The following is a 24706-nucleotide window of genomic DNA, read 5'->3' on the forward strand; positions in this document are numbered from 1 at the left end:
ATACCCTGCGCCGCCACGGAATCCGAGCAGCCACAACCGAGTCAATCCGTCGCAGAAAGATGTGTATATGCCCTAGCGCTGTCACGGGGCCAAGAAGGTTTTTCTTTGCGCGCGCTGGCTGAGCTCGAACGGCCATTGCTGCCCAGGGGGCACGCATCGGCTGAATTGTCCGGGACACAGTATCGCCTGCCTCGAATGCAGTGTGCGCGAGAGCTAGCGGGATTCGCGGATCTGCCGCCGGTCGATTGCAACGCCGCCGAATCTTGTTCTATGGCAGCAATGATCATCTGACTGGGACGCGCCCTGCGACGGCAAACACTTCCGCTCCTTGCGGTCGTCGCGCTGATCGTCACCTTGCGCGCCAACTTCGCCGAAACGCAGATCGGGAACCGCAACGCCAGACGCGAAGCAATCGGCCGGCGGCGAAGCTGAGGGACGCGCTGGCGACGCCCTGAGGCCGGGTCGCGCCGTGGGCCGTCAGATGCGGCCGAGCAACACCAGGATGATCACGATGACCAGGACGAGTCCGAGGCCGCCGCCGCCATAATAGCCGGTGCCGTAGAAAGGCCCTCCGCCTAAGCCGCTGAAGCCGCCAAGTAGGGCAAGAATTAGAATGATGATGAGAATCGTGCCGAGGCCCATGGTTTCTTCCTCTCTGACAGTGCGATCCCGCGCATTGCTATCGAGGAAGTGAACTCGCAAGCCGCGCGCATGTTCCGCCGACGTCGAAGCCAGCTTCTGTTTTCGGACGACCCGATCGGCGGCTCGATCCGCTTGGAACCATTTCGCAGCCGGCAACGTTGGAGCCTGCCCATCCGGGCAATCTTGGTAAGGAGGCAGGCATATGGGCGCATCGATCCTTATCGGCATATTGATCACCTTCCTGGTGGTGATCCTGGTGCTCTACCTCGTGCAACGCCTGCCGCTCGATGCCCGCGCGCGGCAGATCGCGCAGATCATCGTCATCATCATCGGAATCGTTTCGCTGCTCAAATATCTTGCGGTATTCTAGCCGCGGTCCATATTCGACACCCGGAAACTTCAAAACCCCGGCGTCCCCATGAGAACCCTGTCGATCGCACTTGGCGCTGGCAGAATATTGTGCGCCGGCCCAATGTTGTGCACCGTGAGCGCTGCCTACGCCCGGCCGGACACACGCGCGATGACTTGCGAGCAGACGCAGACACTCATCAAAAGCGATCGTGCCATAGTTTTGAGCACGGGTCGGGATACCTATGACCGGTTCGTTCGGCAATTCGGCAATGAGTGCGACTGGCCGGAAGTGCCTGTGTCGACGACGGTTCCGACCAAGGACGGCGAGTGCCGCGTCTATCGGTGCGAGGAGCCGATCAACCTCCCCGACTGACCGGTGCTTCTTGCTCGCAGGCGTGGAACTATCGCAACTTGTTGCGGGTTTTAGCAGCCGGCGGCGGGACCTGCCGGGCGCGAGGGAAATTGCCTCTGTGCATAACCGAGGGAGGAACGGCAATGCCTGAAATCGCACGCAGCGGGAGTTGCCTGTGTGGCGGGGTGCAGTTCCGCGTCACTGGGGAGCCGCTCCGGGTCGGCCTCTGTCACTGCAAGGACTGCCGCAAGACAAGCGGATCGGTCTTCCATGCCTACGCCGTATGGCCGCTAAAAGCGTTCGAAACCACCGGCATCACCAGCAGCTATGGCGCTCGGAGCTTTTGCCCCACCTGCGGAAGCCGCGTCCCGTTCGTCGGCGACGACGAGGCCGAAGTGACGATCGGTAGCCTGGACGTGGCGCCAACCGAAGGGCTGGTGCCGAGCTACGAGCTGTGGATCGGACGCCGCGAGCCCTGGTTGCAGGCCCTCCCCGCGGCGCGCCAGTTCGAGCATGACCGGATCGCCGATGATTCGGCCGCAAGCGCTGAAGCCGACCTGGAGCCGCGGCAAAGATTGGCCTAGGTTGATCTCTTGGCAGACTTTAGTCCGAACGACCTTCAGTCTGGTGACGGCTTCGGCACGTCCGGGAGGACGCCCGGCCGCGGACTGATGCGCGAGCTTTTCTCGAAGTTCCGCGTTTTTCAACCACCGGTCGGTTTGCCGGTCAATCGGCTGACGCTAGCATTTGGATAAGCTGCAAATATGAGGCGGTAAGCCGGCTTGGCTCCCTGCAGCAGCACGCAAAGAGTTTTATTCTTTTTACAAAATATAAGAATTTTCAACCATCCTTCTTGTGGAAATACAACCTCCGGGATTGTTTCGCCTGCTTGCCTGCCGCATTTTCGTGTGAAACGCCAAGCGGCAGTTGCAACATTATGGTGAAAATTCTTTCGGCTCAAGAAATTTTTCTTCACCGTCTTGCCGGTTATACCGAACATGGCATCCCGAATTGCCACCGGCAGCAAACCTTATGACTTCGGGCCTTGTACAAAAGGCCATGTTTGTTTCTTACCGATTTTGCGACATAGTGCTGCCAAAGCTTGAAACCGGACGGGGCGGTTTTCATGACGTCGGCGCCTGAACACGACCGCAACATGCATATGCGGTATCCACCGATCGACGGGTTCTGGACCTGGGACATCAAGCGCGACCGCGTTTATGGCGACGCCAATCTTTCAGATTATTTCGGCCTGACACTCGATGAGTTCTCTCACGGCGCCTCGCTTGAACGATGCATGCAAAGCATCGATCGGGACGACCGCTCACGGGTCCGGCTGGCGATCCGCAAGGCCGTGGAGCGCAGGTCCGCATTCAGGGAGGTCTATAGGGTCCATTCCGAAAAGATGGGATTACGCAAGATCCTGGCCGTCGGCCAATGCTATGTTGACGGGACGGGCGAGGCAGCGCTCTATCCCGGCTGGTTCGTCGATTTGACGGACGACGCCGCGTGCGAAGAGCAGGCGCTGCGCGAGATCCGCAACCATGTCGGGCAAGCCAAGGACCTGGCGCGGTCGATCGGACACGAGCTGATGTCGTATCTCCTGGACAACATCGAGGAAGAGGTCGAGCAGCGGCTTGGCGCAAGGCTGGGGAGGCGAAGATCGTCTTGAAGCAGCTTTCGCCGATTGCTCGCGGGTCAATTTCGCTTGCCGCGTCGGCCGACTTCAGCCGCGACCATGCGCGCAAAATGCGACTGGGGCGACCGGCGCTCTATGAGCTTGGCCCGCTCCAAGGCCGCATCGCCGTAAAATTCGATCAACACGCCGGCTGCCTTGGCGGCGTCGGCTCTCAATCGGCCCAAATCGGCTTGCCCGCTCTCGCTCGGGGGCTCGCTCCTGCCGATCACGTCAAGCATGGCTTGCAACTTGTCAGGAGTGCTGCCCTCGTCTTCGTGCATGGTCGCCATCCGATTGGGCGCGTAAAATATCGACATTTCCGCGCGATGTCCAACAGCTTCGTTGATCCGGCGTCCTCAGTGCAACCGAGTACAGCTTCACCGCGAGCGAGGCGATAATCTTCGTACAAGCATAGTGAGCCAAACTTACCGCACCGACATTTGGGGGCACCCATGGACCAGCCTAGCAAAATGGAAAACCTGCAGTTTGCGCAGGGGATCCTGCGAGAACTTCGCCAGAAGGCGGAGGCCGATGGCGAGAAGCTTTTGACCTACCTGATCGACATGGCTTATCTCGAAGCTAGCGACCGCATCCGCGCCCACTGGATCGGCAGCCACGAACACGAAGGCCGCCGAGCCAAGGGCTGAGGCCCGCCGGGCCGGGACAACCGGCCGGAAACGCAAAAAGCCCGCCATGCCTTCCGGCATGGCGGGCGGATCAAAGCGCGTGAAACCTATGTCAAACGCGGCGGTCGCTGATTATGACGCGGCCGCCTGTTGGCGAACCGGAAGCTTCCAGCCCGGCCGTGCGAAATGGCAGGTGTAGCCGTTGGGATAGCGCTCGAGATAGTCCTGATGCTCGGGCTCGGCTTCCCAGAAGGGCCCGACCGGAGCGAGCTCGGTGACGACCTTGCCAGGCCACAGGCCGGACGCGTCGACATCGGCTATCGTGTCCTCGGCGATCCGCTTCTGCTCATCGCTGGAATAGAAAATCGCCGAGCGATAGCTCGCGCCGATATCGTTGCCCTGGCGGTTCTTCGTCGTCGGATCGTGGATCTGGAAGAAGAATTCGAGCAGCGTGCGAAAGCTGGTCCTAGCAGGGTCAAAGATGATCTCGATCGCCTCGGCGTGGGTGCCGTGGTTGCGGTAGGTGGCGTTGGGGACATCGCCGCCGCTGTAGCCCACGCGCGTCGAGATCACGCCGGGCAAGCGCCGGATCAGATCCTGCATGCCCCAGAAGCAGCCGCCGGCAAGGACCGCGCGCTCGGTGGAAGAAGCCATGTCGTACCTCCTTTGGATTGCTCCATAGATAGGCGTTGCGCCTGGATTCTTCCAGCGGCTCGATCGGGCCAACCGCTGACACCGGCATCTTGGTCCGGTGTGGACGATCCGCCGGTCGACGTCTTGATGCCCTGCACGCTTCGGTCCGCCGCGATCAGGAATCCGGCGTTTGTTTGAATCTTCGCACCACCACCTCGAAAACGATGTCCGAGATCCACATTGCAGAGACTCCGATGAGGAAGGCGGCGGCGAGCGTGGTGGTGTCGTCGGCGGCGGGGATCGGCAGGCCGCTTGCCCGGATCCAGGCGACGACAGGCAATGTCAGATAGGCGGCGGCCAAGGCGCCGCAGATGGGCGAGGCAATCATCTCGCGCAGCTTGTAGCGATGGCGCGACAGCGCCCGCAGCACGCCGCCGGCGAGCCCCGCTGCCACGACCTGGCCCTTGATGCCGAGAAGATCGAAAATGTCATGCATCACGGCCTCCAGCCGCAGAGTTTTTCGCCCTTGCGGTTGTGCGCAAGCAGCGCCCTCGCCTCCTGGTCGGACAAGGCATCGACCGCGCTGGCAGAGAGGCGCATTGGCGAGGCGACGGCGCAGAAACTGCCCCTGGCCGTGGTGCAGCCGGCGAGCGCGGCGACGATGGCGGCGACGATCAATCCCTTGCCCATGATTTCAGCTCCTTTCTGACCGCGTCAGCCGGCAAAGCGCCGACATCGTTGTCGACCTGGTCGGCGACATCCCGGGCCGCGACCTCGGCGTCGGCCTGCTTGCTGCGCTCGGCCCTTGCGCCGGCGAGGCGCTGGCTAAAACCCCAGCCGATCGCCCCGACAAGGCCGGCGGCGATCGCCAGGATTGTCGGATTGGTGAGAAGCCATGCCAGCAGCGCGCTCATAGCAGCGCTCCGATGAGAAGACCGGCGACAAAGCAGGCGGCACCGATAACGACATACGGCCTGGCGGCTTCGATACAGGCGGTGAGCAGACCTTTCAGATTTTCCATGGTCAATGCTCCCAGCCGAACCGGCGCGCGAGCAGATGCCACCACTCGGCCGCGGCGGCGACGGCAAGACCGAGGCCGGTCTCCAGCGCCATTTGAATGTCGGGATCGGCGGAGAGTGCCGAGGCGTCGTCGGCGGCCAGGAGGCCGCGTGCGACAAGCACGCCCGCGCCATAGCGCAGGGCGATGCGGATGATGACGGCAATCATTGGCAGAACACTCCGAAAAGATTGCAGGAAAGATGCGCGGTCCAGGCGGTGAGCGAGCCGAGCGCCAGCGCGATCAGCGCGAGGACGCCGGCTACCTTGGCTGGCGATGCGGATTTGTGTGGCACAGCGAGCGCCTCGCCGGCGGCAGGCGATCTGGCGCCGGCAGGGGTTGCGGCTAGCGGAACGTCATCGGCGGACGCAGGCCCCGGCGAAACGGATCCCTCAGTCGCCGACGGCGCGGCCGACATCAGCAGCGCCTGCCGGCGCACGGAGGCGACTCGGGCGCTCCAGCCCCGGCCGAAGCTCGGCCAAGTCGATAGTCTTTCCAGGAAGGCGAGCCGCGCGTCGCACAGCGCATCGATGACGACGCCGGCGGGTTTTGCCCTCACCGCCGCCAGCGTGGCCGGGCCAATGCGGCCATCCTGAACAACGCCGAGCACACCTTGAAGATACTTCGCCGCCCTGCCCGGCCCGCTGTTCACGGCGAAGTCGAACAGCGCGTAGTCGATGCCGCCGGGGAGCTGAGCGCCCGCTACAGCATCCCAATAGAAACGGCGGTAGACGGTGGCGACTTGGTCATCCGAGATGGCGCGCAGATCGGCCTTAGTGGCGTCTGCTTTGACGTAGCGGCGGAAATTGGCGAGCGTGACGCCCTTCATGGTCGCACCGCCGGGGTCGGCGGGGTTGTCGGACCAGCCGCCTTCGGAGGCGAGAACGAGCGAAAGGGCACGCGCAAAGTTGCGGTCCATGGGAGTTCCTTTCGGATTATGTTTTGGATATGGCCGGCGCCAGGAGAGGCCGATGCGCGACGGCGTGACCTTGAGGCGCACCGATGTTCAGGCGGAGACGTTTGACGAGGCGGCGGCAACGCTCGGGCCGGTCAAGGGTGGCTGAGCCGGGAGCCGACAGCGGCCGGACTAACTGGGCTGCTTAAGTGACGATCACTCGGCAGGAGCGAACGTTCTGCCCCTCATATGCCTGATGCCGACCAGTTCTCCCATGCCATCGAGTTCCATCAGGCAGCCATCTGGACAACCCAGTTGGTGCCGTCTGAAATCAGCAGCGCCCACTTCCCCGCAGTAGCGGCAAGGATAGCAGTTCCGGCCGCGCCACCCGCAAGCGGCACGACATTCGCCGAAGCAGAAACTGTCGTGAAGGCTACAGTCGTCTTGATGAGGATCTCACGGCCGAGCCAGCTGGACGCCGATGGTAGGGTGGCGACGCAACTTGACCCCTTCGTTACGATAATGCTGTTTTCCGCATCTCCAACCGTGAAGTCAGCACTTTTCGTGACTGGGCCGGAACGCCCAAAGCTGCCTGATACCATTGACATAAACCCCCTATTGTCGACGGTCACCCGATCGGTGACAGCAGCCGCGCCGTCAGAGGTCGTCGAAATTTTAACCTTACCAGGCATGTCCCCTACGCCGGGAGTGCCGTCCACCACAATGGAGATGGACGCGGCCGGCGGAGCGTTCACGCCATCATCGCCGTAGCCGATCACTGTCGCAAGAGTGTCACCGTTCTGAACGATCGCGCGCGCTCCCGGCGAGGTTCCTCGAGACTTGAACATCCCGATAGTGGAGCCCCCCACGGAATTGGCCCAACGATAGAAATTCCCTTGCGCGCCGCCGGCATCCGTGCCGTGGGATTGGAACTGCGGCGCCGAGGCGCTGGTCGCCCCCACTGCCACCGACGTGCCATAACCGAGCATGAACTTGCCGAGGAGGTAGGACAGGACGGCTGTGCCGAAGTTCCTCAGCAACCCTGAGGCTGGTTTCGCCCCGGTCCGCCCAATGACGTTGTTGGCGATAGCTCTACCGATCGCCCAACAGCCAGCGCCTGTAGGGTGTGCCGTGTCTTGCCACATAGCGGCGGAAGTCCAGCCGGGATAAACGAACTGGCGTGTCTCCGGCTCAACCTGCGCGCACTGCTGGAGGACGGTATTCATCACGTCCTTACCGGAGGTGCCCCCCAAGACTTCCGGCATGAGCCCGCAAATGGTGACGGGCAGCTCGCGAGGATACCACGTCTCTCCGCGGAACCTGGTCTGTACTGTTTCGAAGTCCGTCTGATAGGTCGTTGGCGTTGCGATGTCGCCCTCGCCCTGCCACCACAGCATGTGGCTGATCTTCGACCGGCCGAGCAGCGTCAACGCCGCTTCGACGTTGCTTTTGCAGTTCGCATACTGGTCCGGTGAAGATGCGCCCGCCTTCCACTGAGCGATCCCGTTCGGCGGTACCAGCAAGCCGACGCGGACCAGATAGACCTTGCGAAGCGGGTTATTCTCGGCAATTGCGGCAGCGAAAGAGTACGACGTGTTGATTTTCGTGCCGTCGAGCGCCGCAAAGGCCGTCCCGGTCGTGCCGTCAACGCCGCTGTAATTCCAGTTGTAGAGGTTCGTCGGCGGCGTCCACAAATAGTTCTCCTCTTTGCCGATGTTCGATTGTCCTGTAGCGAGGATAACGATGGGATCTGTGGTGATCCCAGGCAGAGCCGCCGCCGCAGCAGCGGACGCCGCCGCCGAAGACGCGCTGCCCGCCGCCGCAGTGGCTGAATTCCCTGCATTGGTCGCTGCGGTCGAGGCTGTCGATGCTGACCCAGCAGCAGCCGTCGCCGACGTTAACGCGGCGCTTGCCGAGCCGGAAGCGGCCGTGGCCGAGCCGGCCGCATTGGTGGCGCTGGTGGCCGCCGCATTCTTGGAGGTGAGTGCTGCGGCCGCGCTCGCGGCGGCGGCATTGGCAGCATTCACTGCGCCGCCAAGCGTGTCCTGCGAGAGATAGAAGCTGAGCACGATCGGGTCGGCGCCAATCACCGGATCCAGCGTCTCGAAGGCATAGACGCGATCGACCGAAACAAGCCCCTCCTGCACATGCACCGTCGTGCCCTTCTGCATCGTGCGCGCGGTGCGGGCGTCTGCGGCGCGAAACCACTGGCCCTCGCTGGCGGTGTAGATACCGTTCTGGGTCTGGTCGGCCTGGTCCTTGACCAGCACGCGGTCGCCAACTTCGGCGGCCACGCCGTCGATCGTCTGCAGGGCATAAAGGGTGTTGTTCGCGGTCGTCGCCAGGCGCACGGGTTCGCGTTCGTCACGTACACGACATCCGCTTCGGTATCCCAGGCAAGCTCGACCGCGGCCGACGGATGGTCCCAACCGAAATCGAGCGCGCCGATGCGCGGCCACCAGCGCGGCAATTTGAACGGCTCGCAGGCGACCATCTCCTCCGCCACCGGGAAGATGCGGCCGGAGCCCAGCACCGGAATGCCTTTCGCGCGGGCCTCACGCTCGTGCTCGGAATAGGCGGCGACGATCTCGGCGCGCTGCTCGGGCGTATAGTGCCCGGCATCGTCGATGGTCATGAAGGTAACGTGGCGGGACATGGCAAACCTTTCCCTTCTCCCCCTCCGAAGGACGAGGCGAGACCCGTGGCTCGCCCCCGGGCGGTGGATCGGCGCAGCGCCGAGACGGATGAAGGGTGTTCCACCGGAGAGACGCGCTGGCGTTCCCTGGAGTACCCCCTCATCGGGCCGCTTCGCGGCCACCGCCCGGCCTTTCGCAGGCTCAAGGCGTTCGAAGCTCGAAAAGCCAAGCAATCGGCTTTTCGTCCGCTAAACGGACCACTTCTCACCCCGCAAGGGGAGAAGGGAAGAGCTTCACGTCGCGATATCGTTCACCGGCGCCAGCGGCGCGGGAAGCGCGGTCTCGCCAAGGCCACGGCGCAGCTCGATCTCAATGTCGCGGCAGATTTGCGAGATCGGCACGTCGTTGGCATTGCCTTCGAACGGATTGGCGCTGCTTTCGCCGACCAGGTCCAGCGACATGTAGACCCAGCCCAGCAGCGCGCTGAACGGGATGGTCAGCCAGATCGAGATCCAGCCGAGCACGCCGCCCAGCTTGGCCATGTCGGCAAAGACCGGAACGACACCAAACGGCAGCAAGGTGCAGAAGATGATCATGAACATCGAGCTCACGATCGCGTATTGGCGGGGATAGGGATTGTTCTTGATGCGATCGCAACGCGCCTGCTGGTCCTGGAAGTCGCGTATCAGCTTGGTCAATTCGGAATAGACCTGCGTCGGAATGGCCGAGCTCTTCAACAAGCCGTTGACCACGGTCAATTGCCTGTCGAGAAGTTCTATCGCCGGCTGCGGCGATTTCAGCACGCTTTCGGCTTCCTCGCCGAGCAGCCTGCGCAGTTCCTCGGCAAGTGACGTCTTGTCCTCCTCAATGTGATAGCGACGGCGCCTGAACTCGATGTTGGCTGCTTTCGCCAGCGATTCCCAAGGCATCGGCCGCCGCAGCGAAAAACGCAGCGCCGTCAGCCAGGCGAGATGGCGGTGGATCAGTTGCCGGGCGGCGGCCGCATCCATGAAATCGCGGCAGAAGCCGGACAGCATCCGGCTGCTGGCGGTGATCTGCGAAAAAGCCTGCAGAGCCTCGTTGGCGCGGGTGAAGACCTGAGAATTCTTGAAGCCGGTGACCAGCGACACCGTTGTGCCGAGCACCAGCACGACCGACCACGGCACCGAGAAGCCCGCGGTCGCCGGAAGGCGGTAGGCGGCGATCGCCAACCCGCTCACCACGACCATGTAGATGACGCTGCGCCGCGACCAGAGCGCGAAGTCCAGCAACCTATAAGAACGGCCTACATACATTCCTGAAGTCCCTTACGGCAGGCAAATCGCGCGACCGCGCGCTCGCGCACCATAAGGGGTGGAAAACGTTTTGACAGGGGCCTACAGCCTTCCCTTCTCCCCTTGTGGGAGAAGGTGGATCGGCGCGCAGCGCCGAGACGGATGAGGGGTGTTCCAGCGGAGTGAGACGTTGGTTTTTCTGTCGCTATGCCCCTTCGCTGTACGAGCGCTTTTGCCAAGCTGGAGCACCCCTCATCCGACCGAGCTACGCTCGGCCACCTTCTCCCACAAGGGGAGAAGGGAAAGCCAACGCTCAGCCCTTATAGCCCTCGTTGACGCAGTCGTTCTTCCAGGCCCAGTCGAAATCGGCCTGCGACATGGACGAGCCGAGGCCCGGTTCGACATAGGGCCCGGCGCCGTCGATGTAGACGATGAAGCGCGCTTGCTTGGTGAAGATGCCGACCTTGCTTGCGATGACGCCGCAGGTCTGGCCGCTCGCGCTGTCGCCGGTGAGGTCGACATGCGAGAAACTCGCCGCCGGATCGTTGATCAGGCTCCGCATCCTGGCTTCGGCCGAAGCGATCGCATCGCCGCGCCAGTCGCCGCTAGAGCCGGAACAGGCCGAGAGCAACGCGCAGGCCAGAAGCAGGTTCGGTTTCGGTCGCATGTCGGCCCCCGGATCGTGGCCGAAAACTACTCGACCTTCGGTTGCGGCCAAAGCGACATCGCAAATCATGGTTTCGGCGCGGTTTCGCGTTGGGTGCGGCAGCCGAAGCTGCCGATCTCCCCCTCGTGGGGGAGATGTCCGGCAGGACAGAGGGGGGCGCTGTTCCCGCCGGCGTATCAGTGGTCAAGTCGGTGTATGAGCGATCAGACCCATCCACAATGGTCGAGGAAGCACGCCGCCGCGGATAAAGTCGAGGTAAGCACTCTACGGCGCCCCCCTCTGCCCTACCGGGCATCTCCCCCACGAGGGGGGAGATTGGCCGTCACCTACCTCTTCCCAATTCTTTCCACCTCGCCCGCGCTCAAGAACCTGAGCACCACATCGCTCATGCCGAGCAGCGGCGTGAACGTCACGATCGTAATGCCATCCGTGGCATTCGTACGGGTGAGGCCCTCGGAGTAGATATCCAGCGGCGGTTCCTCGTCGAACCAGACGCCGTGCAGCGTCTCGCCCTGCCATTTCTCGCGGCCCTTCTCGTAACTCTTGAACGAAAGCACGCTCTCGCCGGCCTGCACATCGCCGCCACCGCCCCAGCGCACGACGACGCTGTCCAGCGCTCCCGGCGCGCCGCGGCCCATTACCGTGTCGGCGATGGCATCGGCCGGGATCATGCCGGTGCCCCATTCTGCCTGTTGTTGCGGCGGACCGACCAGCACGCGCTGCGGATTGTCGCGCGTGCCTTCGCCGGTCACGCCGGCGGCCCAGAGCCTGACCGGTGTGTCGAACACTTTGCCCTTCCACCAGCCCGGATAGCGGCCGGTGAGGTGCATGGCCCATTCCGCGCCCCCTGCCCTGGTCTTGCCCAGCTGGTTGCCGGCCATGAACAGGCGTTCGCGGTTCGTTGCCCCTGCCGCGTGAAATTCGGCCTGCTGCTTGTAGGGCGCGTAGGCTGCAAGAAGGTTACGGCGACGCCTGCGGTCCATCTCCTCGAGCAGCGCCAGATAGGTTTGCATCGCTGTCCAGGAGCGGCCGGAGGCTCGCTTCGAGGCCGCGGATGCGGTTGCGGATCTCGTCATCGCTCAACTGCTCGAGACTGGTTTGCTTGGCATCGACAGGTTCCGAGAAATCCTTGGCCGAAAAATCCTTGGGTAGCAGCGTCAGCACGACCTTCAGATACTGGTCAGGTTTTTCGGCCCGCACCGCGGCGATGACGCCGGCACCATGGGCGCGGAAGTCGGCGCGAAGCGCGGCGGCGAAATCGTCGACGAGCGTCCTTCGCGAGCGCTTCGGGCGGGGGGACGGAGTGGCAGCGGCTTGGGTGGCTTTCGGCTTTCGCCTCGCCCGCTTCGCGCCGACGGGCTCGCGGCGCCTGCTTTCGTCAGCCATGCGTGACCGCATCCGATGGTGCTGCTTTCGCCGCCTTCGCCTTGCGGACCTTGCGGGCGGGTTTCCTGCGTCGCCTTGCGCTGGTCGGCTTGGCGGGCTTGGCATCGGCGGAGGGCGCGGCCATTGCCTTCAGCCCCGCCGTGGCTGTGCGGACCGCAGCCGGGCCGAGGCACTGGCGCGGGAAACCAAAACCGGCGACGACTTCATCAAGGCCACCCCGCACCATGCCGATGCGCACGCCCGGCGCGACCTGCTCGACACGGCCCGAGCGCTGCGGAAGGCTTGCGCCTTCGAATTTGCCGATAGCGCTGACGATCTCGGCGCCGTCATCGGCGGTGACGATGGTGGCATAGCGTGGCATCTGGGCCTCGATGTTGAAAGCGCCGCAGGACAGGGAAGACGCCGCCAGCGCTTCGAAAGAATGGATGGCGCGAAAAACAAAAACCCGCCGGCGGCGGGTTCGTTGGCGCAAATCAGCACCATGGACAAAATAGTAGCATAGCTGCCTTCATCAGGCAATAGCTTCTAGGTACATTTTCCTAAATTTCTCGCAATCGAGCCAGCAAAGCCCCGTGCGCGCCACACCTATAAATTGAAACGCCAGGCCAGATCACAGCAAATTTTTGTCGGAACCAACCCTGGTCCGACGGGTTGCACTCTTAGTCGCAACGCGACAGACGACCGTCTCGCAACAGAGGAGAAGAGATCATGCTTACGAAGATTCTTGCAGCTTCGGCCTTGACCATCGGCCTCGCGACGGCGGCGATGGCCCAGAACGCCGGTACCGCCGGAAATGACGGCGCGGGCAGCGGCCAGACCGTTACCGTCAACCCGAAGACACCGGCCGCGCCATCGCCTGACCAGGCCCCTCCGCCCGATACCGGCACGACCGGCAGCATCACAGGCGGCGACATGAATTCGAACGCCGACAAGAACTGCGCGAATAATCCGCAGGGCGCAATGGGCGATGCCAACAACAGCACCGCCACCACGGTGCAGCCGAACGTGAACGACAACAACTGCGGCAAGTAGCTGCGGCAAGCAAGGGCATCGGGCTTGGACCAAGGGCCGTGGAGTTCGCTCCGCGGCCCTCGTCTTTTGGCCTGGCGGCGCGCCTGCGGAAACCGCGGCGGAACAATGGCACGGCTTGGCCGTTCGTTCCCAGGAGGCAAAAAGGAGAGACCGATGGCAGACAATGACACCAGCACCACCAATTCAGCCAACGGCAACGCGAAGACCGCCGCCGCGCGCGCCACGCGCAACCGTCCCGCGTCCCGCAGCAGCGCACGAGCCTCGCGGGCATCGGAAGACGCGATGAAGAAGCAGATCGCCGAGTTGAAGCGCGAGGTGAACCGGCTGAACCGCACGCTTTCCGAACAAGCCGCAGAGACCGCGCATGGCTGGTACCAGGGCGCGGCCGACCGGGCCTCGACCCTTTACAGCGGCGCCTCCGACCGCGCGTCGCGCGCGGCGAGCCAGTTGCGCAGCCAGGCGCATAGCGTTTCGGAAACCGTGCAGCAGAACCCCGGCACCTTCTCGACCGCGATGTTGATCGGCGGCCTGGTCGGCTTGCTGGCCGGCATGGCGATCAGCCGAAGCTCCGCCCCCGAGCCGGACTGGCTGCATCGCTGGCACAGGTAGACATTTCCGGCCCGGCTAGAGAGCCGACCCGGAAAACGGTGAGGTTGCCTTGCGGCGACCGCGCGGAAGGAAAGGCCAGGCCGTCGCGCCCGGCCTTTTTCTTTCCCCGCCGGCTTCCAGTTTCCGAGGTTGTGCTGGGGCCTGCTCTGTTCCGGCGGCCGTCCCGGGCTGGTCATTAGCCGGTGCTTGTGGGATCATTCCCCAAGGGAATCGCGGAGAGCAGGCATGGACAAACCTGCCATGGCATCCGTCTTTCGGATGCGGCATGTGCCAGCAAACATTTCGGGCGTTCGCAGCCTCGGCCGGGGCCAGGCCGATCCGATCTTCCATTCGAGACCGCTCGGCGAAGCGATCCGCTTCATCGCCCAGGCCGAGGGCCAATATGACCTCAGCGCCGTCGCTGTCTTCTACGGCGACCGCCAGACGCCGCCGCTCGGCAACCGCGAGATCCGGCGGCTTTGGAGCGAGTATGGAGAGCGGTGGATGGAGGCCTAAGCGAGGCTCGCGCATCTCCGGATCGTAACCGCGGCTCGCGCGTTTCACCCCGGTCAATGGGAGCAAAAGCCATGAATGTCGCCAATCTGCAGCTCGAGGGCCTCCTGATGGCCGTCGCTTCGGTCAACCAGGTGCTGGTGCGCAAGGGCGTGCTGACGGTCGAGGAGATCGACATCGCGCTGCGCAAGGCGGAGGCCAGCGAAACCAGCGAGGAGCGCTCGGAAGGCATGTCGGCCTCGAGCCGCGACGCCGTCAACTTCCCGATCCGGCTGCTCGAACTCGCCAATCAGTGCCAGCCGGAGGCCGACATGCCGTCCTTCTCGAAGCTGGCGCGCATGGTCGGCCAGATGAAAGAGCCGTATAACGATCAGATGTGAGCGTGTGGGGAAGGCGCCTTGTCTTGAAATGTTGGCGCCGCCCCTCATCCGGCCTTCGGCCACCTTCTCCCAGTAGAACGGGGAGAAGGAAAGTTCATGCCCTGCCCGGCCAACCCTGCTTGAGGGCCAGCACGCTGCCCGGGCCGTGGACGGCGGCGTAGAGCAGCCCGGCGGCGAACGGGAAATGCGACATGAAGGCGCCGAACTCGGCCTGGTTTCCGGCCCAGTGCGACGGGCCGTGAAAGGCGAAGCCCAGGAAGATGACATAGACCGCGCCGATCAGCGCCAACGGCGTCAGATAAGCGCCGGTGAGGAAGGCGATCACCAGCAACGCTTCGAGGATCGCCGCGCACCAGGCCAGGAACAGCGGGAACGGGAAGCCGGCGGCCGCGATGTAGCCGGCGGTGGCGCCGATATCCATCAGCTTGAAGGCGACGGCCATCGCGAACATGGCGGCGAAGATCAGGCGGGCGATGAGGATGGCGGCGGTCTGCCAGATCGATTGCATTTCCACGATGTTCCTCCGGATTGTTGAAGCGGTTGATGCCCCCAAGGACGGGCGGAGGGAGTTGGTTCCGACAGGCGGTGGAAAAATTGTTTGGCGGGGACGCGGCGCCTCGCCTTCTCCCCTTGTGGGAAAAGGTGGATCGGCGCGACAGCGCCGAGACGGATGAGGGGTGTTCCAGCGAAGTGAGACGTCGGTATTCCCTGGAACACCCCTCATCCGTCCGCTTCGCGGCCACCTTCTCCCACAAGGGGAGAAGGAGAAAGTTGCGGCGGATGGCTGATCGAATCCCGAACGGTGCCGTATTCGGCGCCCCAGCGGTCCGTCATGGCGCAGCGAATGTCCCAGAGCTCGGGGAAGAAGCGGTGACGGGCGCCGCCTTCGAGGATCTCCACCGGCCTGCCTTTCAGCGACTTCGCGCCGAGCCCGATAGAGCGGTGGATCAGATAGAGGTGATTAGCGCGGAATTTCTGGAACAGCTCGTCGAACTCGATCAGCGCCTCGGCCACGACATAGGAATCGCCGTGGTCATAATGCTCGTCATAGATATCCTCCACGGTCAGCCCGCGGCCGTCGAGATAGGCATGCCTGAAGGCCCGCCAAAGGTCCGGCGGCAGGCGCAGCAAAAGCTTGAAGCCTGGCGATTCCTGGCCGCTGCCATTGCCGAGCTGCAGGCGGATCTGCTGGTACTCCTTGGGCGACATGGTTTCCAGGAGGTCGAGCTGCGCCGTCATCATGCGCATCAATCGGTGCACGCGGCCCATCAGCGTGACGATGCGATGCGTGTCCTGTTTCTCCAGATAGTCGAGGACATCGACCAGCGTGTAGGCGATGAGCTTCATCCACAGTTCCTCGACCTGGTGCACGATCTGGAACTGCAGCTCGTCGGCGTTGACCATGTCGGAGAGCGGTTTTTGGCAGGCGAGCAGCTGATCGCATTTCAGATAGACGCCGTAGTCGCGCATCTCGGGGGTCTCGATGCGGGCGTGATAGTCCGTCTTGTCCATGGCTTCTCCTCCTCGCGGCAGGTTTTCGACCTGGCGACAAGGATAGCGCTTTCGGCTTGAACATTGTTCCTTTCTGTTATTCAAATGACGTGGAATGAAGGACGATCGTCGATATCTTCTGTCATATTGGAGAACGAATGACGCTGGATTCTGTCGACCGTAGAATAGTCGCCGCACTTGAGCGCGACGCGCGCATCTCCTTCGGCGAACTCGCCGAGGAGGTCGGCTTGAGCAAGACGCCTTGCTGGAAACGGGTGAAGGCGTTGGAAGAGGCCGGCATTATCCGCGGATATTCGACCCGCATCGACCCGGCCAGGATCGGCTTCGGCATCGAGGCCTTCATTCAGGTGTCGATCGACTTCGAAGTGTCGGACGCCTTTGAAGCGGCAGTGAAGAAGCACCCGCTGATCCGCCGCTGCTACGCCACCACGGGCGAAGCCGACTATCTGCTCCAGATCGTCACCGTCGACATGATGGCGCTCGACCGGATGCTGCGCGAGGAACTCAGCCGCCTGCCCGGCGTGCGCCGCACGGTGACTTCGATGGCGATGCGCGAGATCAAGGGCGACATCTCGTTCGCCGACGCGGCGGCGCGTGCGCTGAGGGGATAAGGCGAGCGGCAAATTGAGACTCGGCTCGACGGTACCCCTGTCGGCAATCGAGCCGTGGACGCTGGCCGCGCCGCACGGTGTCTTTATGGCGACGCGAGGCGATCTACTGGTTGGAGGACGCGTGACGAGAATATGGGAGCCTGGTCACGGCCGGCTCCCGCTCCACCTTCTCCTTCTCCGCGTCGGCCTTGCGTTTCGGGCATTCCTCAAAATCATGGTCGCGGCCGCCGCAGTAGGAGCAGCACTTGGCTGGAGTGTCGGGGTAAAGCATCGAGACCATTCCCAAGAATGCACCAAAACGTTTCCCATTGCAGCAATCGCGTGAAGACGCTGCAATCGCCGTTCAGCCCGATGCCCAGACGTCGCAGTGGCAGGAGCTCGCCGCGTGCGCGGCGGGCTCCCGCTCAATCACCGCTCACGCATGAGCGTGGGGATGACGGAAGTCCCAGACAGCCCAGGCCGATGCCGCGACCACCAGCACGCCGAGAACGACATGCGTGGCCATGACATACGTGTCAGCCGCGAAGTGTAGCAACCAGGGCGACACGATCAGCCAGAGCCCGAGGACGACGTTTACCCATTCTTCCCACTCGGCGAACACCGAAAGCGTCGCGAGCGCCAGCGCGCCGAGAAGAACGCCGACAATCCAGGCGTTCCACGCGGGCACCGTTGCCGCGGTGAATCCGATGACCCATGGTGAGATGAACAGGCAAATCGCCAGGATCAGGGTGATCCAGTCCTGGCTCTTTCTTGCTTCCATCAGTTTGCTTGGCATGACAACCTCCATAGACGAAGCTTGACCAAAGCAACTGTATCCGCGTGGACATTGCACGCTTAGCGATTGATGTAATTACGTTTCTATCAGGCTGCAAGTGGCGGTCGGGCGGGTCCGGACTGCGCGTCGCCCGGCGCGGGACGGCAGAAATCCCGCCGCCTGCCGCTCAGACGCTGAAGTCGGTATCGCTCTCTGCCCCCAGCTGCGGAACCACGATTGCCTCGAGCGGCGCGTCGAGCGTCCATTTCACGCTGCCGGGCGAACGCTCGAGGCTTGAAGAACCGCTCAGCGACTGCGGCGCCACCCGCTGCAGCACCACGGTGCCAAAACCCTTGCGCTCATTCGTCTTCTGCTCAGCTCCAACGGCCGTCGCGCCGGATGTCTCGTGCCACAGAAGATGAAAGCGCCGCTGCGCTTGCGGGCCGGGCTCGACCTGCCAGGTGATTTCGATGCGGCCGCCTTCACCCGCCAGCGCGCCATATTTGGATGAGTTAGTGCCCAGTTCGTGGAAGGCCATGCCGAGATTCTGCACGGCGTTGGACTGCAGCGTCAGGAGCGGCCCGGAAAGCGAGATGCGCTCCTCATGGCCGAAAGGCTTCAGATGCTCCTGGATCAGGTCGAACAGGCTGGCGCCGGCCCATTCGGAGGTGACCAGGAGATCGTGCGAGCGCGACAGCGCCATGATGCGCGAACGGATCAGTTCCTCGAACTCGCCCGGATCGGTGGAGCGCTTGCTGGTTTCCCTGATCATCGACAGGATCACGGCGAACTGGTTCTTCACGCGATGGTTGACCTCGCGCATCAAGAGCCGGATGCGGCGCTCGCTTTCCTTGGCAGCGCTGATATCGCGGGCGATTGTCGAGGCGCCGATGATCTCGCCCGCGTTGTTCTTGATCGGCGAAATCGTCAGTGAAACGGTGATCAACGAGCCGTCCTTGCGCCTGCGCACCGTCTCGAAGCTCGGAATGCGCTCCCCCTTGCGGATGCGGCCGATGATCTCGGTTTCCTCGTCTTGCATATGCTCTGGGATCAGCATCAGGATCGACCGGCCGATGGCCTCTTCGGCGGTATAGCCGAACATGCGTTCGGCCGCGTGATTCCAGTCGGTGATCACGCTGCCCAGAGTCTTGCCGACGATGGCGTCGTAGGACGAATCGACGATCGCGGCCAAGCGCGCATCGGCATTCGGATCCTGTCGAAACGTCCCCCCGCGATTGGTCATGGACGGTAATTAGGGCCGGCCGAGGTCAAGGCAATCTGCCGCGAGCGAGCGTGCATTTGCTCAGGGTTTCGGGTCGCTGGAGCCATCTGCGGCCTTCCGATCCAGCGATATCACGCCGAAATCCTGCGACTTCGCGCCGAGGCCAGCGGCCAGAAACCCATCGGATGCCAGCCCACGGCGCAAAAGCTCGCGCACGGCGGCCGAGCGGCTTGGCATGCGTTTTTCGAAACGCCAGTTTTCCAGCGCCGCCAATTCCTCGTCGGTCAGCATGATCTGCAACCGTTGCGGCCGTTCAAGCTCAACCACTTCCGCCTCCATCCGAGCCGAATGCTGTGAGTTAGTATCCGCCTAACTGTGAGTAGAAATAGGAAGCGGCGATAAGGCGTCAAGAGGGGATGATTTGCCGACCGGCAATGAAGCCAACGATGCTAAGGATGCGGTGAAACTGCGTTTGATATACTTTGCTAACCGGCTGATTTATTTATTGTTTTTAAAATTTGTGTATTGCCAACCGCACTGCTCCGGCGCATGGTTGCAACAGAGGGATAGACCCCCGCGAAAGGAGGGTTTTCCAATGATGCGAGGATTTTCCAACCGGCTGCGCGACGACTCTCACTGCAAGGTCCAGCAGGCCCTGCGGATCGACGGCATCGTCAACATCATCCGGGTTGCGGAAGAAATCAGGCTCAAGAACCTCGCCGACAACATCGCCCGCGAGGATATAGAAAGCCTGGTGATGCAAATCGCCCAACTTTACGGGGCGCCAATCGAGTTCGACGACCAGGCCTTGACGGCGCTCGACCTGCCGGAAGCCACGGGCGGCGACAACCGCAACGACCTCGAAAGAGCCCTGTGGGAGCACTCGCTGCCGGACGCGCGGATCGATTTGCTGCAGCTCGACGAATAGCGGGCGCCGCCGGCAGCAGGCCGGTGCCCCCCGACGCCGCTCAGTCCCTGGCGGCCAACTCGTCCAGAATGCCGAGCCCCGTCTCATACCGGTCCGGCGCAACGCCCGCCTGATGAGCTTGCCACAGATTGTCGCGCAGGTCGGCTATCTTAACCGGCAGGGCAAGCTCGTTCGAGGCGGCGCGGAAAATGAAGCCCTCCTCGCTCTCGTCCATGCGCCTGGTCAGCGCATCGACCGCCGCCACCACCGGCAGGCCGAAGCCGGCGCCTTGCAGCCGCTCGAGACTCCAACCCTCGCCTTTCTCGACCACGTCATGCAGATAGGCAACCGTCTTTTCGTCCAGCGTTTCGACCGCATCGGCAACCCGTCTCAGATGTTCGATGTAGGGTCTGCCGGTCTTGTCTTTCTGACCCCGATGGGCCTGCTCGGCGATTTTGGCGGCTTGGTGAAGCATGGTTCTTCCGATCTCGTCACGATAAAGCCCGTCCCGGCGAGGGACGGCCGAGGCGGGCTTGCTCGGGTCGGAACCCGGTCGGATGACGCGCCTTCGGGGAACTGCGCGCCATCATGCATGCAAAAACCTCGGCACCGGCCTAATGTTCCAACGCTGCCGGATTTTTGAGGATGCGCCATCGCCAATCCGCGCCACCCGTTCCAGGCGGGATGCCAGCACCTGAGGCGCGTCGCTGAAAGGGATTCAGACGACACGCTTTAGGTCTTTGTTTTGATGCTCGTCGTCCCAGAACCGCTGCGCACTTCTGGGCGACATGCATTAAAAAGAAGCCCGGACCAGGAGCCGGGCAAGAGAGGTCTTGGGAACATGCTGACCGGGGGTCACGTTCAGCGTTTGCTAATTTGGCGGTTCATTATGACGGCCAGATGAAGGCACATTCGTCCGCGTCGTTGTGCTCAGTGCCTGCCTCGACGCAGAAAGAGCTTTCGACAGGAACTTCGCGGTCGTGTTGCCGTTAGCCCTCCGTGTCCAACAGGAGGTCCGGCCATGGACTGGAACCGCGTCGAAGGCAATTGGAAGCAGGTGAAGGGCAAGGTGAAGGAAAAGTGGGGCAAGCTGACCGACGACGATCTCGACCGTATCGCCGGAAAACGCGACCAGCTCGAAGGCATAATCCAGGAACGCTACGGCCTGGAGAAGGATCGCGTGCGCCGCGACATCGACGACTGGTACAGGATGCAGGGCTGGTAACAGCCGGCTCCCCAAAAACGAAGGGCGTTGCCTCGCGGCAGCGCCTTTTTGCGTAAGCCGGTCAAGCCCTCGCGACGGCGGCGTGTCCATCTCGACCTGCAGGTCGGGCGGCATGAATGGCTCCGACGGGCTGCCATGGCCGAGTTCCGCCCCGCTGCGGGCGCACCGTATTATCCGGATTCGGCTTGCCTTCGCGAGGCTCCTGGCGCGCCGCCTTGCGGCGGTTCCAGAAAGACGCGGCATCGGGGACCAGCCTGAAATCTCATGGTCCGCCGCCAGCGGGACATCCCCGGATGTCAAATTGCGGAAACGGATGAAACATGCCGCCGCCTCGACAGTTCCTACCGGAAGGAGTTGGCTCATGATCGACGATGGCGCCGAACCCGGCGACGGCAAAGCGGCTCAACCAGCGAAGGGCGATGTGGAATTGCTTGCCCGCCGCCTGGCAAAGGATATGGACATCTCGGAGGACGAGGCTCGCGAGCTGATCGAGCTTATCGGCCCCGACTGGACTTCACTGGTGAGAGAGGCGAGGTTCCTCAAGGGACGGCACTGACAAAGGCTTGTCGAGATGATTTTCCCGCAGCCGGGGCGACCATTTCAGGAAGTGATGAACCCAGCCCTGCCGCCACGGCCCGCTCAGGCCGCGCCCCTATTTGGCGGCGGCCTTCTTCTTCACCTTCTTTACCGGCTCCTCCACCGGCTCCTGCGCCAACCTGGCCTTACGAAGACGCGCCGTCTTGGCGATCCTGGCCGCCGCCTCGCTGTCGATGATGGCGCGCGCGGTTTTTGTAGTGGCCTCGTTCTTGGCGTCGCCTTTCGGCTTGAACACATTCGTATCAGCCATGTGCTACCTCGCTATGCAAATGAAAAAGGCCGGGCGAACCCGACCTTCCCTCAAAGCCCCAGCGCCTGTGCCGGTACATCCGTGGTCAAAGGCGCCGACGCATGGCTTAGGCTGCCTGGAGGTTCTCCGCGGCGCTCTTGCCGCTGCGAGCGTCCTTGACGACGTCAAAGCTTACCTTCTGGCCTTCGACGAGAGAACGCATCCCTGCGCGCTCCACGGCGGAGATGTGAACGAACACGTCCGGCTGGCCGCCGCCCTGTTCGATGAAGCCAAAGCCCTTGGTGGCGTTGAAAAACTTCACGGTTCCAGTAGTCATACGATTTCCTTTCAAATCGACGCAAATCACCGCCGCTTGGCCGAATGCCAAACGTCACGGTTTTCGAAATTGAGAGGGAAGATCGTCGGGCGCAAAGGCGCTGAAACAACGTTCGTTCAACAAGATCGATATCACACATATAGCGTTTAAACTGACTCCCGGCAAGACAACCCCCGATATATTTATGCAGGACCCTTTTCGGCACCCGACCGGATCCGCCCTCTGATGCGAAGGTGACGATGACGGCGGAACCGACCTCATCGCCGCCAGTTACTCACCATCTTCGTTAGCTCTTGCTTATCTACGCAAAACACCTGTCCGAGCCTGTCGTGCAAGTCGCTCCGATTATCCCTGGCCTCGGCTGCCATTGCGCTAGCGCTCGGCCGGGCATGGAAGAAGCAACGATGGCCGAAGTCGGTTCGCACATCGAGAGAGAACAAAGCAACAGGTCGGCGAAGGGACCTTTGCAGCGGTTCCTGCGTACAATCGGCCCCGGTTTTATCACCGGCGCATCCGACGACGATCCCTCCGGCATCGGAACTTACAGCCAGGCGGGTGCGCAGTTCGGCTTCGATATCGGCTGGACCATGCTGTTCACCTTCCCGCTGATGGCGGCCATCCAGGAGATCGCCGCCCGCATCGGCCGCACCACGGGCAAGGGGATTTCCGGCAACCTCAGCAGACACTATCCCGGCTCGCTGCTCTACGTCGTGGTAGTGCTGCTTTCCGTCGCCAACGTCATCAATATCGGCGCCGACCTCAGCGCCATGGCGGACGCGTTGGAGCTGCTCATCGGCGGGCCGAGCCCGCTCTATGTCATCGCATTCGCGATCGTCTGTATCTGCGCGATCGTCTTTCTCGACTACACCCGCTACGTGAAAGTGCTCAAATGGACGACCTTGAGCCTCTTCGCCTACGTCATTGCCATGTTCGCCGCGAATGTAGCCTGGGCCGATGCGGCCAAAGGTCTGTTTGTTCCGCACATTGAATGGAGTGGCGCTTTCTTCACCACGCTGCTCGCGATCCTCGGCACGACGATTTCGCCCTATCTGTTCTTCTGGCAGGCCTCGCAGGAGGTCGAGGAGGAGGAACTCAAGCCAAGCGCCAAGCCGCTGCGATGGGCGCCGTGGCAAGCTTCCAGGGCATTCCGGCGGATACGCGCCGATACGCTGGTCGGAATGGCGTTTTCGAATTTGATAGGCATCGCGATCATCTTCACCACGGCCGCCACGCTTCACAAGGCGGGGGTGACCGACATTGCCTCGTCCACCGACGCGGCCAAGGCTCTGGAGCCGGCCGCCGGAAAATTCGCCTTCATCATTTTCTCGATGGGAATCATCGGCACCGGGCTTTTGGCTGTGCCGGTGCTGGCGGGGTCAGCGGCTTTCGCCGTCGGCGAAGCCCTGCACTGGACGGTGGGGCTGCAGCGCAAGCCGAAGGAAGCGTTGGCGTTTTACGTCACACTCGCCGCCGCGACCGCGCTTGGCACCGGGATCATGTTTACCCCGATCGACCCGATCAAGGCGCTTTACTGGAGCGCCGTCATCAACGGCATATGCGCCGTTCCCGTGCTGGTCGTCATGATGCGGATGGCCGGCAGCAAGGACATCATGGGTGAATTCCCGGTTCAGGGTTGGCTGCGCGCGCTGGGATGGCTGACGACAATGACAATGGCAGTCTCGTCGGTGGGCCTCATCGCGCAGTGGTTTGTGTGAATCCCGGGCAGGGAAAGCGGTCTTTCAGATGCGACAGGCGGCGATTCATGCGTCGGTCCGGCCAATTGCCTGGCCGCGGCGGTGCTTCGTCGCCGTCAATAACAATTGATGCTTTTAGCTGTGTCGCCGCATGTATTTCTTTCTGGAACAAGTTTGATCAGGCCGTGTTGGTGATGATCCAACCCCCACCAGGAGATTCAGAATGGCGACGACGAAGGCGGCCTCGAACAAGGGCCTCAACGAACTTTTCCATGACACGCTGAAGGATATCTATTTCGCCGAGAAGAAAATCCTGACGACGCTGCCCAAGATGGCAAAGGCGGCGCAGGACGATGCGCTGAAAATGGCCTTCGAGAAGCATCGCGACCAGACGGAGGAACATGTCGCCCGTCTCGAGGAAGTGTTCGAGGTGATCGATAAGAAACCGGCGGGCAAGACTTGTGCCGCCATCATGGGCATCACCGAGGAAGGTGCAGAGATCATGGACGAGTACAAGGGCTCGCCCTCGCTCGACGCCGGCCTGCTGGCTGCCGCGCAAGCCGTCGAGCATTACGAGATCTCTCGCTACGGCACGCTCAGGACTTGGGCGCAGGAACTCGGCCTGACGGAGGCCGTGACCTTGCTCGACAAGACGCTGAACGAAGAAAAGGAAACGGACGCCGCGCTCACCCAGCTTGCCGAATCCGCAGTCAACGTCGCGGCTGAAGCCGCATAGCGGACGATCCGCTGACGGCCGCCGGGCCCCGGCAGCTTGCCAGGGCTCGCTGCCACATTGCAGGTCCAATCGAACGGCGGCGGCCGCTGCCGGCGCTGCCAACGATCTTAGCTGTTTGTTGGACCGATAATTCGTCGTGGATGGCAGAATTGGCGCGCCGGTTCTTGCAGCG

Annotated in this window: 37 protein-coding genes and 1 pseudogene; 14 read left to right on the forward strand and 24 right to left on the reverse strand. The window is 62.6% G+C overall.

Annotated features, from left to right (window positions below; translation table 11 throughout):
- Window positions 1–477: 477 nt before the first annotated feature.
- Window positions 478–642, reverse strand: a complete 165-nt coding sequence (locus FJ425_RS21550; protein WP_095768421.1) for a DUF3309 family protein — start codon at window positions 640–642, stop codon at window positions 478–480.
- A 202-nt stretch (window positions 643–844) separates the two neighbouring features.
- On the opposite strand from FJ425_RS21550, the gene FJ425_RS21555 reads away from it, so the two are divergent.
- The gene (locus tag FJ425_RS21555; RefSeq protein WP_140545453.1) at window positions 845–1012 is read left to right on the forward strand and encodes a Thivi_2564 family membrane protein; all 168 of its coding nucleotides are present in this window, start codon (window positions 845–847) and stop codon (window positions 1010–1012) included.
- Window positions 1013–1488: 476 nt separating this feature from the next.
- Window positions 1489–1929 carry a GFA family protein gene (locus FJ425_RS21565; protein ID WP_140631214.1) on the forward strand — a complete coding sequence of 147 codons (441 nt, stop codon included), beginning with the start codon at window positions 1489–1491 and terminating at the stop codon, window positions 1927–1929.
- Window positions 1930–2048: 119 nt separating this feature from the next.
- Here FJ425_RS21565 and FJ425_RS21570 read toward each other — a convergent pair whose 3' ends face one another.
- Window positions 2049–2345 carry a hypothetical protein gene (locus tag FJ425_RS21570; RefSeq protein ID WP_140631217.1) on the reverse strand — a complete coding sequence of 99 codons (297 nt, stop codon included), beginning with the start codon at window positions 2343–2345 and terminating at the stop codon, window positions 2049–2051.
- Window positions 2346–2471: 126 nt separating this feature from the next.
- Here FJ425_RS21570 and FJ425_RS21575 point away from each other — a divergent pair, with 126 nt between their 5' ends.
- Complete coding sequence (locus FJ425_RS21575; RefSeq protein ID WP_140725917.1) at window positions 2472–3017, forward strand: hypothetical protein; 546 nt, start codon at window positions 2472–2474, stop codon at window positions 3015–3017.
- Between the two features lie 26 nt (window positions 3018–3043).
- On the opposite strand, the gene FJ425_RS21580 is transcribed toward FJ425_RS21575, so the two are convergent.
- Window positions 3044–3304 carry a hypothetical protein gene (locus FJ425_RS21580; RefSeq protein WP_140631222.1) on the reverse strand — a complete coding sequence of 87 codons (261 nt, stop codon included), beginning with the start codon at window positions 3302–3304 and terminating at the stop codon, window positions 3044–3046.
- 189 nt (window positions 3305–3493) lie between these two features.
- Here FJ425_RS21580 and FJ425_RS31625 point away from each other — a divergent pair, with 189 nt between their 5' ends.
- A complete protein-coding gene (locus tag FJ425_RS31625) occupies window positions 3494–3670 on the forward strand; it encodes a hypothetical protein (RefSeq protein WP_167498612.1) in 177 nt (58 codons plus the stop codon).
- A 111-nt stretch (window positions 3671–3781) separates the two neighbouring features.
- Here FJ425_RS31625 and msrA read toward each other — a convergent pair whose 3' ends face one another.
- The 13 genes and pseudogenes from msrA to FJ425_RS21645 all read right to left on the reverse strand — a co-directional run bounded on the left by msrA (window position 3782) and on the right by FJ425_RS21645 (window position 12558).
- Window positions 3782–4303, reverse strand: coding sequence for a peptide-methionine (S)-S-oxide reductase MsrA (gene msrA, locus FJ425_RS21585; protein ID WP_140545449.1), 522 nt, complete (start codon window positions 4301–4303; stop codon window positions 3782–3784).
- 154 nt (window positions 4304–4457) lie between these two features.
- Window positions 4458–4778 (reverse strand): hypothetical protein, encoded by a 321-nt coding sequence (locus FJ425_RS21590; protein ID WP_140631225.1) that lies wholly within the window; start codon window positions 4776–4778, stop codon window positions 4458–4460.
- Complete coding sequence (locus tag FJ425_RS21595; protein ID WP_140545447.1) at window positions 4778–4972, reverse strand: hypothetical protein; 195 nt, start codon at window positions 4970–4972, stop codon at window positions 4778–4780. Before FJ425_RS21595 ends, FJ425_RS21590 begins: the two co-directional genes overlap by 1 nt.
- A complete protein-coding gene (locus FJ425_RS21600; protein ID WP_140631228.1) occupies window positions 4957–5196 on the reverse strand; it encodes an ABC transporter permease in 240 nt (79 codons plus the stop codon). The genes FJ425_RS21595 and FJ425_RS21600 overlap by 16 nt, the downstream gene beginning before the upstream one ends.
- A gap of 109 nt (window positions 5197–5305) precedes the next feature.
- Complete coding sequence (locus FJ425_RS21605) at window positions 5306–5509, reverse strand: hypothetical protein (protein WP_140631230.1); 204 nt, start codon at window positions 5507–5509, stop codon at window positions 5306–5308.
- Complete coding sequence (locus tag FJ425_RS21610) at window positions 5506–6258, reverse strand: glycosyl hydrolase 108 family protein (RefSeq protein WP_140725920.1); 753 nt, start codon at window positions 6256–6258, stop codon at window positions 5506–5508. Before FJ425_RS21610 ends, FJ425_RS21605 begins: the two co-directional genes overlap by 4 nt.
- 266 nt (window positions 6259–6524) lie before the next feature.
- Window positions 6525–8585, reverse strand: a complete 2061-nt coding sequence (locus FJ425_RS21615; protein ID WP_246677976.1) for a sialate O-acetylesterase — start codon at window positions 8583–8585, stop codon at window positions 6525–6527.
- Window positions 8586–8743: 158 nt separating this feature from the next.
- A pseudogene (locus FJ425_RS32380) lies at window positions 8744–9052 on the reverse strand (terminase family protein); the annotation flags it as partial.
- A 111-nt stretch (window positions 9053–9163) separates the two neighbouring features.
- A complete protein-coding gene (locus tag FJ425_RS21625) occupies window positions 9164–10165 on the reverse strand; it encodes a bestrophin family ion channel (RefSeq protein WP_140631318.1) in 1002 nt (333 codons plus the stop codon).
- A gap of 292 nt (window positions 10166–10457) precedes the next feature.
- A complete protein-coding gene (locus FJ425_RS21630) occupies window positions 10458–10811 on the reverse strand; it encodes a hypothetical protein (protein WP_140631321.1) in 354 nt (117 codons plus the stop codon).
- 326 nt (window positions 10812–11137) lie between these two features.
- The gene (locus FJ425_RS21635) at window positions 11138–11824 is read right to left on the reverse strand and encodes a terminase family protein (RefSeq protein WP_246673336.1); all 687 of its coding nucleotides are present in this window, start codon (window positions 11822–11824) and stop codon (window positions 11138–11140) included.
- Complete coding sequence (locus FJ425_RS21640; protein ID WP_140631328.1) at window positions 11772–12197, reverse strand: hypothetical protein; 426 nt, start codon at window positions 12195–12197, stop codon at window positions 11772–11774. Before FJ425_RS21640 ends, FJ425_RS21635 begins: the two co-directional genes overlap by 53 nt.
- A complete protein-coding gene (locus FJ425_RS21645; RefSeq protein ID WP_140631331.1) occupies window positions 12190–12558 on the reverse strand; it encodes a hypothetical protein in 369 nt (122 codons plus the stop codon). The genes FJ425_RS21640 and FJ425_RS21645 overlap by 8 nt, the downstream gene beginning before the upstream one ends.
- Window positions 12559–12905: 347 nt before the next feature.
- On the opposite strand from FJ425_RS21645, the gene FJ425_RS21650 reads away from it, so the two are divergent.
- The 4 genes from FJ425_RS21650 to FJ425_RS21665 all read left to right on the forward strand — a co-directional run bounded on the left by FJ425_RS21650 (window position 12906) and on the right by FJ425_RS21665 (window position 14710).
- The gene (locus FJ425_RS21650; protein ID WP_140543019.1) at window positions 12906–13229 is read left to right on the forward strand and encodes a hypothetical protein; all 324 of its coding nucleotides are present in this window, start codon (window positions 12906–12908) and stop codon (window positions 13227–13229) included.
- 153 nt (window positions 13230–13382) lie between these two features.
- The gene (locus tag FJ425_RS21655; protein WP_246673339.1) at window positions 13383–13838 is read left to right on the forward strand and encodes a hypothetical protein; all 456 of its coding nucleotides are present in this window, start codon (window positions 13383–13385) and stop codon (window positions 13836–13838) included.
- A 225-nt stretch (window positions 13839–14063) separates the two neighbouring features.
- Window positions 14064–14333 carry a hypothetical protein gene (locus tag FJ425_RS21660; RefSeq protein ID WP_140631334.1) on the forward strand — a complete coding sequence of 90 codons (270 nt, stop codon included), beginning with the start codon at window positions 14064–14066 and terminating at the stop codon, window positions 14331–14333.
- Between the two features lie 71 nt (window positions 14334–14404).
- Entirely contained in the window at window positions 14405–14710 is a 306-nt protein-coding gene (locus FJ425_RS21665) for a hypothetical protein (RefSeq protein WP_095768409.1), read from the forward strand.
- 94 nt (window positions 14711–14804) lie between these two features.
- On the opposite strand, the gene FJ425_RS21670 is transcribed toward FJ425_RS21665, so the two are convergent.
- Entirely contained in the window at window positions 14805–15218 is a 414-nt protein-coding gene (locus tag FJ425_RS21670) for a DoxX family protein (RefSeq protein WP_140632034.1), read from the reverse strand.
- A gap of 212 nt (window positions 15219–15430) precedes the next feature.
- Window positions 15431–16222, reverse strand: coding sequence for a tryptophan 2,3-dioxygenase family protein (locus FJ425_RS21675; RefSeq protein ID WP_140725926.1), 792 nt, complete (start codon window positions 16220–16222; stop codon window positions 15431–15433).
- A 137-nt stretch (window positions 16223–16359) separates the two neighbouring features.
- Between FJ425_RS21675 and FJ425_RS21680 the strand changes: the two genes are divergently transcribed.
- Complete coding sequence (locus FJ425_RS21680) at window positions 16360–16833, forward strand: Lrp/AsnC family transcriptional regulator (protein ID WP_140725929.1); 474 nt, start codon at window positions 16360–16362, stop codon at window positions 16831–16833.
- Between the two features lie 415 nt (window positions 16834–17248).
- On the opposite strand, the gene FJ425_RS21685 is transcribed toward FJ425_RS21680, so the two are convergent.
- The 3 genes from FJ425_RS21685 to FJ425_RS21695 form a co-directional block, all read right to left on the reverse strand.
- A complete protein-coding gene (locus tag FJ425_RS21685) occupies window positions 17249–17608 on the reverse strand; it encodes an SPW repeat protein (RefSeq protein ID WP_095768502.1) in 360 nt (119 codons plus the stop codon).
- 166 nt (window positions 17609–17774) lie between these two features.
- The gene (locus FJ425_RS21690) at window positions 17775–18779 is read right to left on the reverse strand and encodes a PAS domain S-box protein (RefSeq protein WP_246677977.1); all 1005 of its coding nucleotides are present in this window, start codon (window positions 18777–18779) and stop codon (window positions 17775–17777) included.
- Between the two features lie 111 nt (window positions 18780–18890).
- Window positions 18891–19136 (reverse strand): hypothetical protein, encoded by a 246-nt coding sequence (locus tag FJ425_RS21695; RefSeq protein WP_140543076.1) that lies wholly within the window; start codon window positions 19134–19136, stop codon window positions 18891–18893.
- Between the two features lie 94 nt (window positions 19137–19230).
- Between FJ425_RS21695 and FJ425_RS21700 the strand changes: the two genes are divergently transcribed.
- On the forward strand, window positions 19231–19737 hold the full coding sequence (locus tag FJ425_RS21700; protein ID WP_140725935.1) for a hypothetical protein: 507 nt from the start codon (window positions 19231–19233) through the stop codon (window positions 19735–19737).
- Between the two features lie 40 nt (window positions 19738–19777).
- Here the strand turns inward: FJ425_RS21700 and FJ425_RS21705 are convergent, their stop codons facing one another.
- Entirely contained in the window at window positions 19778–20191 is a 414-nt protein-coding gene (locus tag FJ425_RS21705; RefSeq protein WP_140725938.1) for an HD domain-containing protein, read from the reverse strand.
- A 546-nt stretch (window positions 20192–20737) separates the two neighbouring features.
- On the opposite strand from FJ425_RS21705, the gene FJ425_RS21710 reads away from it, so the two are divergent.
- A complete protein-coding gene (locus FJ425_RS21710) occupies window positions 20738–20941 on the forward strand; it encodes a CsbD family protein (protein ID WP_140543025.1) in 204 nt (67 codons plus the stop codon).
- 361 nt (window positions 20942–21302) lie between these two features.
- Complete coding sequence (locus FJ425_RS21715; RefSeq protein ID WP_140725941.1) at window positions 21303–21497, forward strand: hypothetical protein; 195 nt, start codon at window positions 21303–21305, stop codon at window positions 21495–21497.
- Between the two features lie 96 nt (window positions 21498–21593).
- On the opposite strand, the gene FJ425_RS21720 is transcribed toward FJ425_RS21715, so the two are convergent.
- Both FJ425_RS21720 and FJ425_RS21725 read right to left on the reverse strand, forming a co-directional pair.
- Entirely contained in the window at window positions 21594–21788 is a 195-nt protein-coding gene (locus tag FJ425_RS21720; protein ID WP_095768400.1) for a hypothetical protein, read from the reverse strand.
- Window positions 21789–21894: 106 nt separating this feature from the next.
- Window positions 21895–22104, reverse strand: a complete 210-nt coding sequence (locus FJ425_RS21725) for a cold-shock protein (protein ID WP_095768399.1) — start codon at window positions 22102–22104, stop codon at window positions 21895–21897.
- A gap of 404 nt (window positions 22105–22508) precedes the next feature.
- Between FJ425_RS21725 and FJ425_RS21730 the strand changes: the two genes are divergently transcribed.
- Window positions 22509–23819, forward strand: coding sequence for an Nramp family divalent metal transporter (locus FJ425_RS21730; RefSeq protein ID WP_140725945.1), 1311 nt, complete (start codon window positions 22509–22511; stop codon window positions 23817–23819).
- Between the two features lie 202 nt (window positions 23820–24021).
- The gene (locus tag FJ425_RS21735; protein WP_140543029.1) at window positions 24022–24534 is read left to right on the forward strand and encodes a ferritin-like domain-containing protein; all 513 of its coding nucleotides are present in this window, start codon (window positions 24022–24024) and stop codon (window positions 24532–24534) included.
- Window positions 24535–24706: the final 172 nt, after the last annotated feature.

Source organism: Mesorhizobium sp. B2-7-2, assembly GCF_006440775.1.
Classification (GTDB): Bacteria; Pseudomonadota; Alphaproteobacteria; order Rhizobiales; family Rhizobiaceae; genus Mesorhizobium.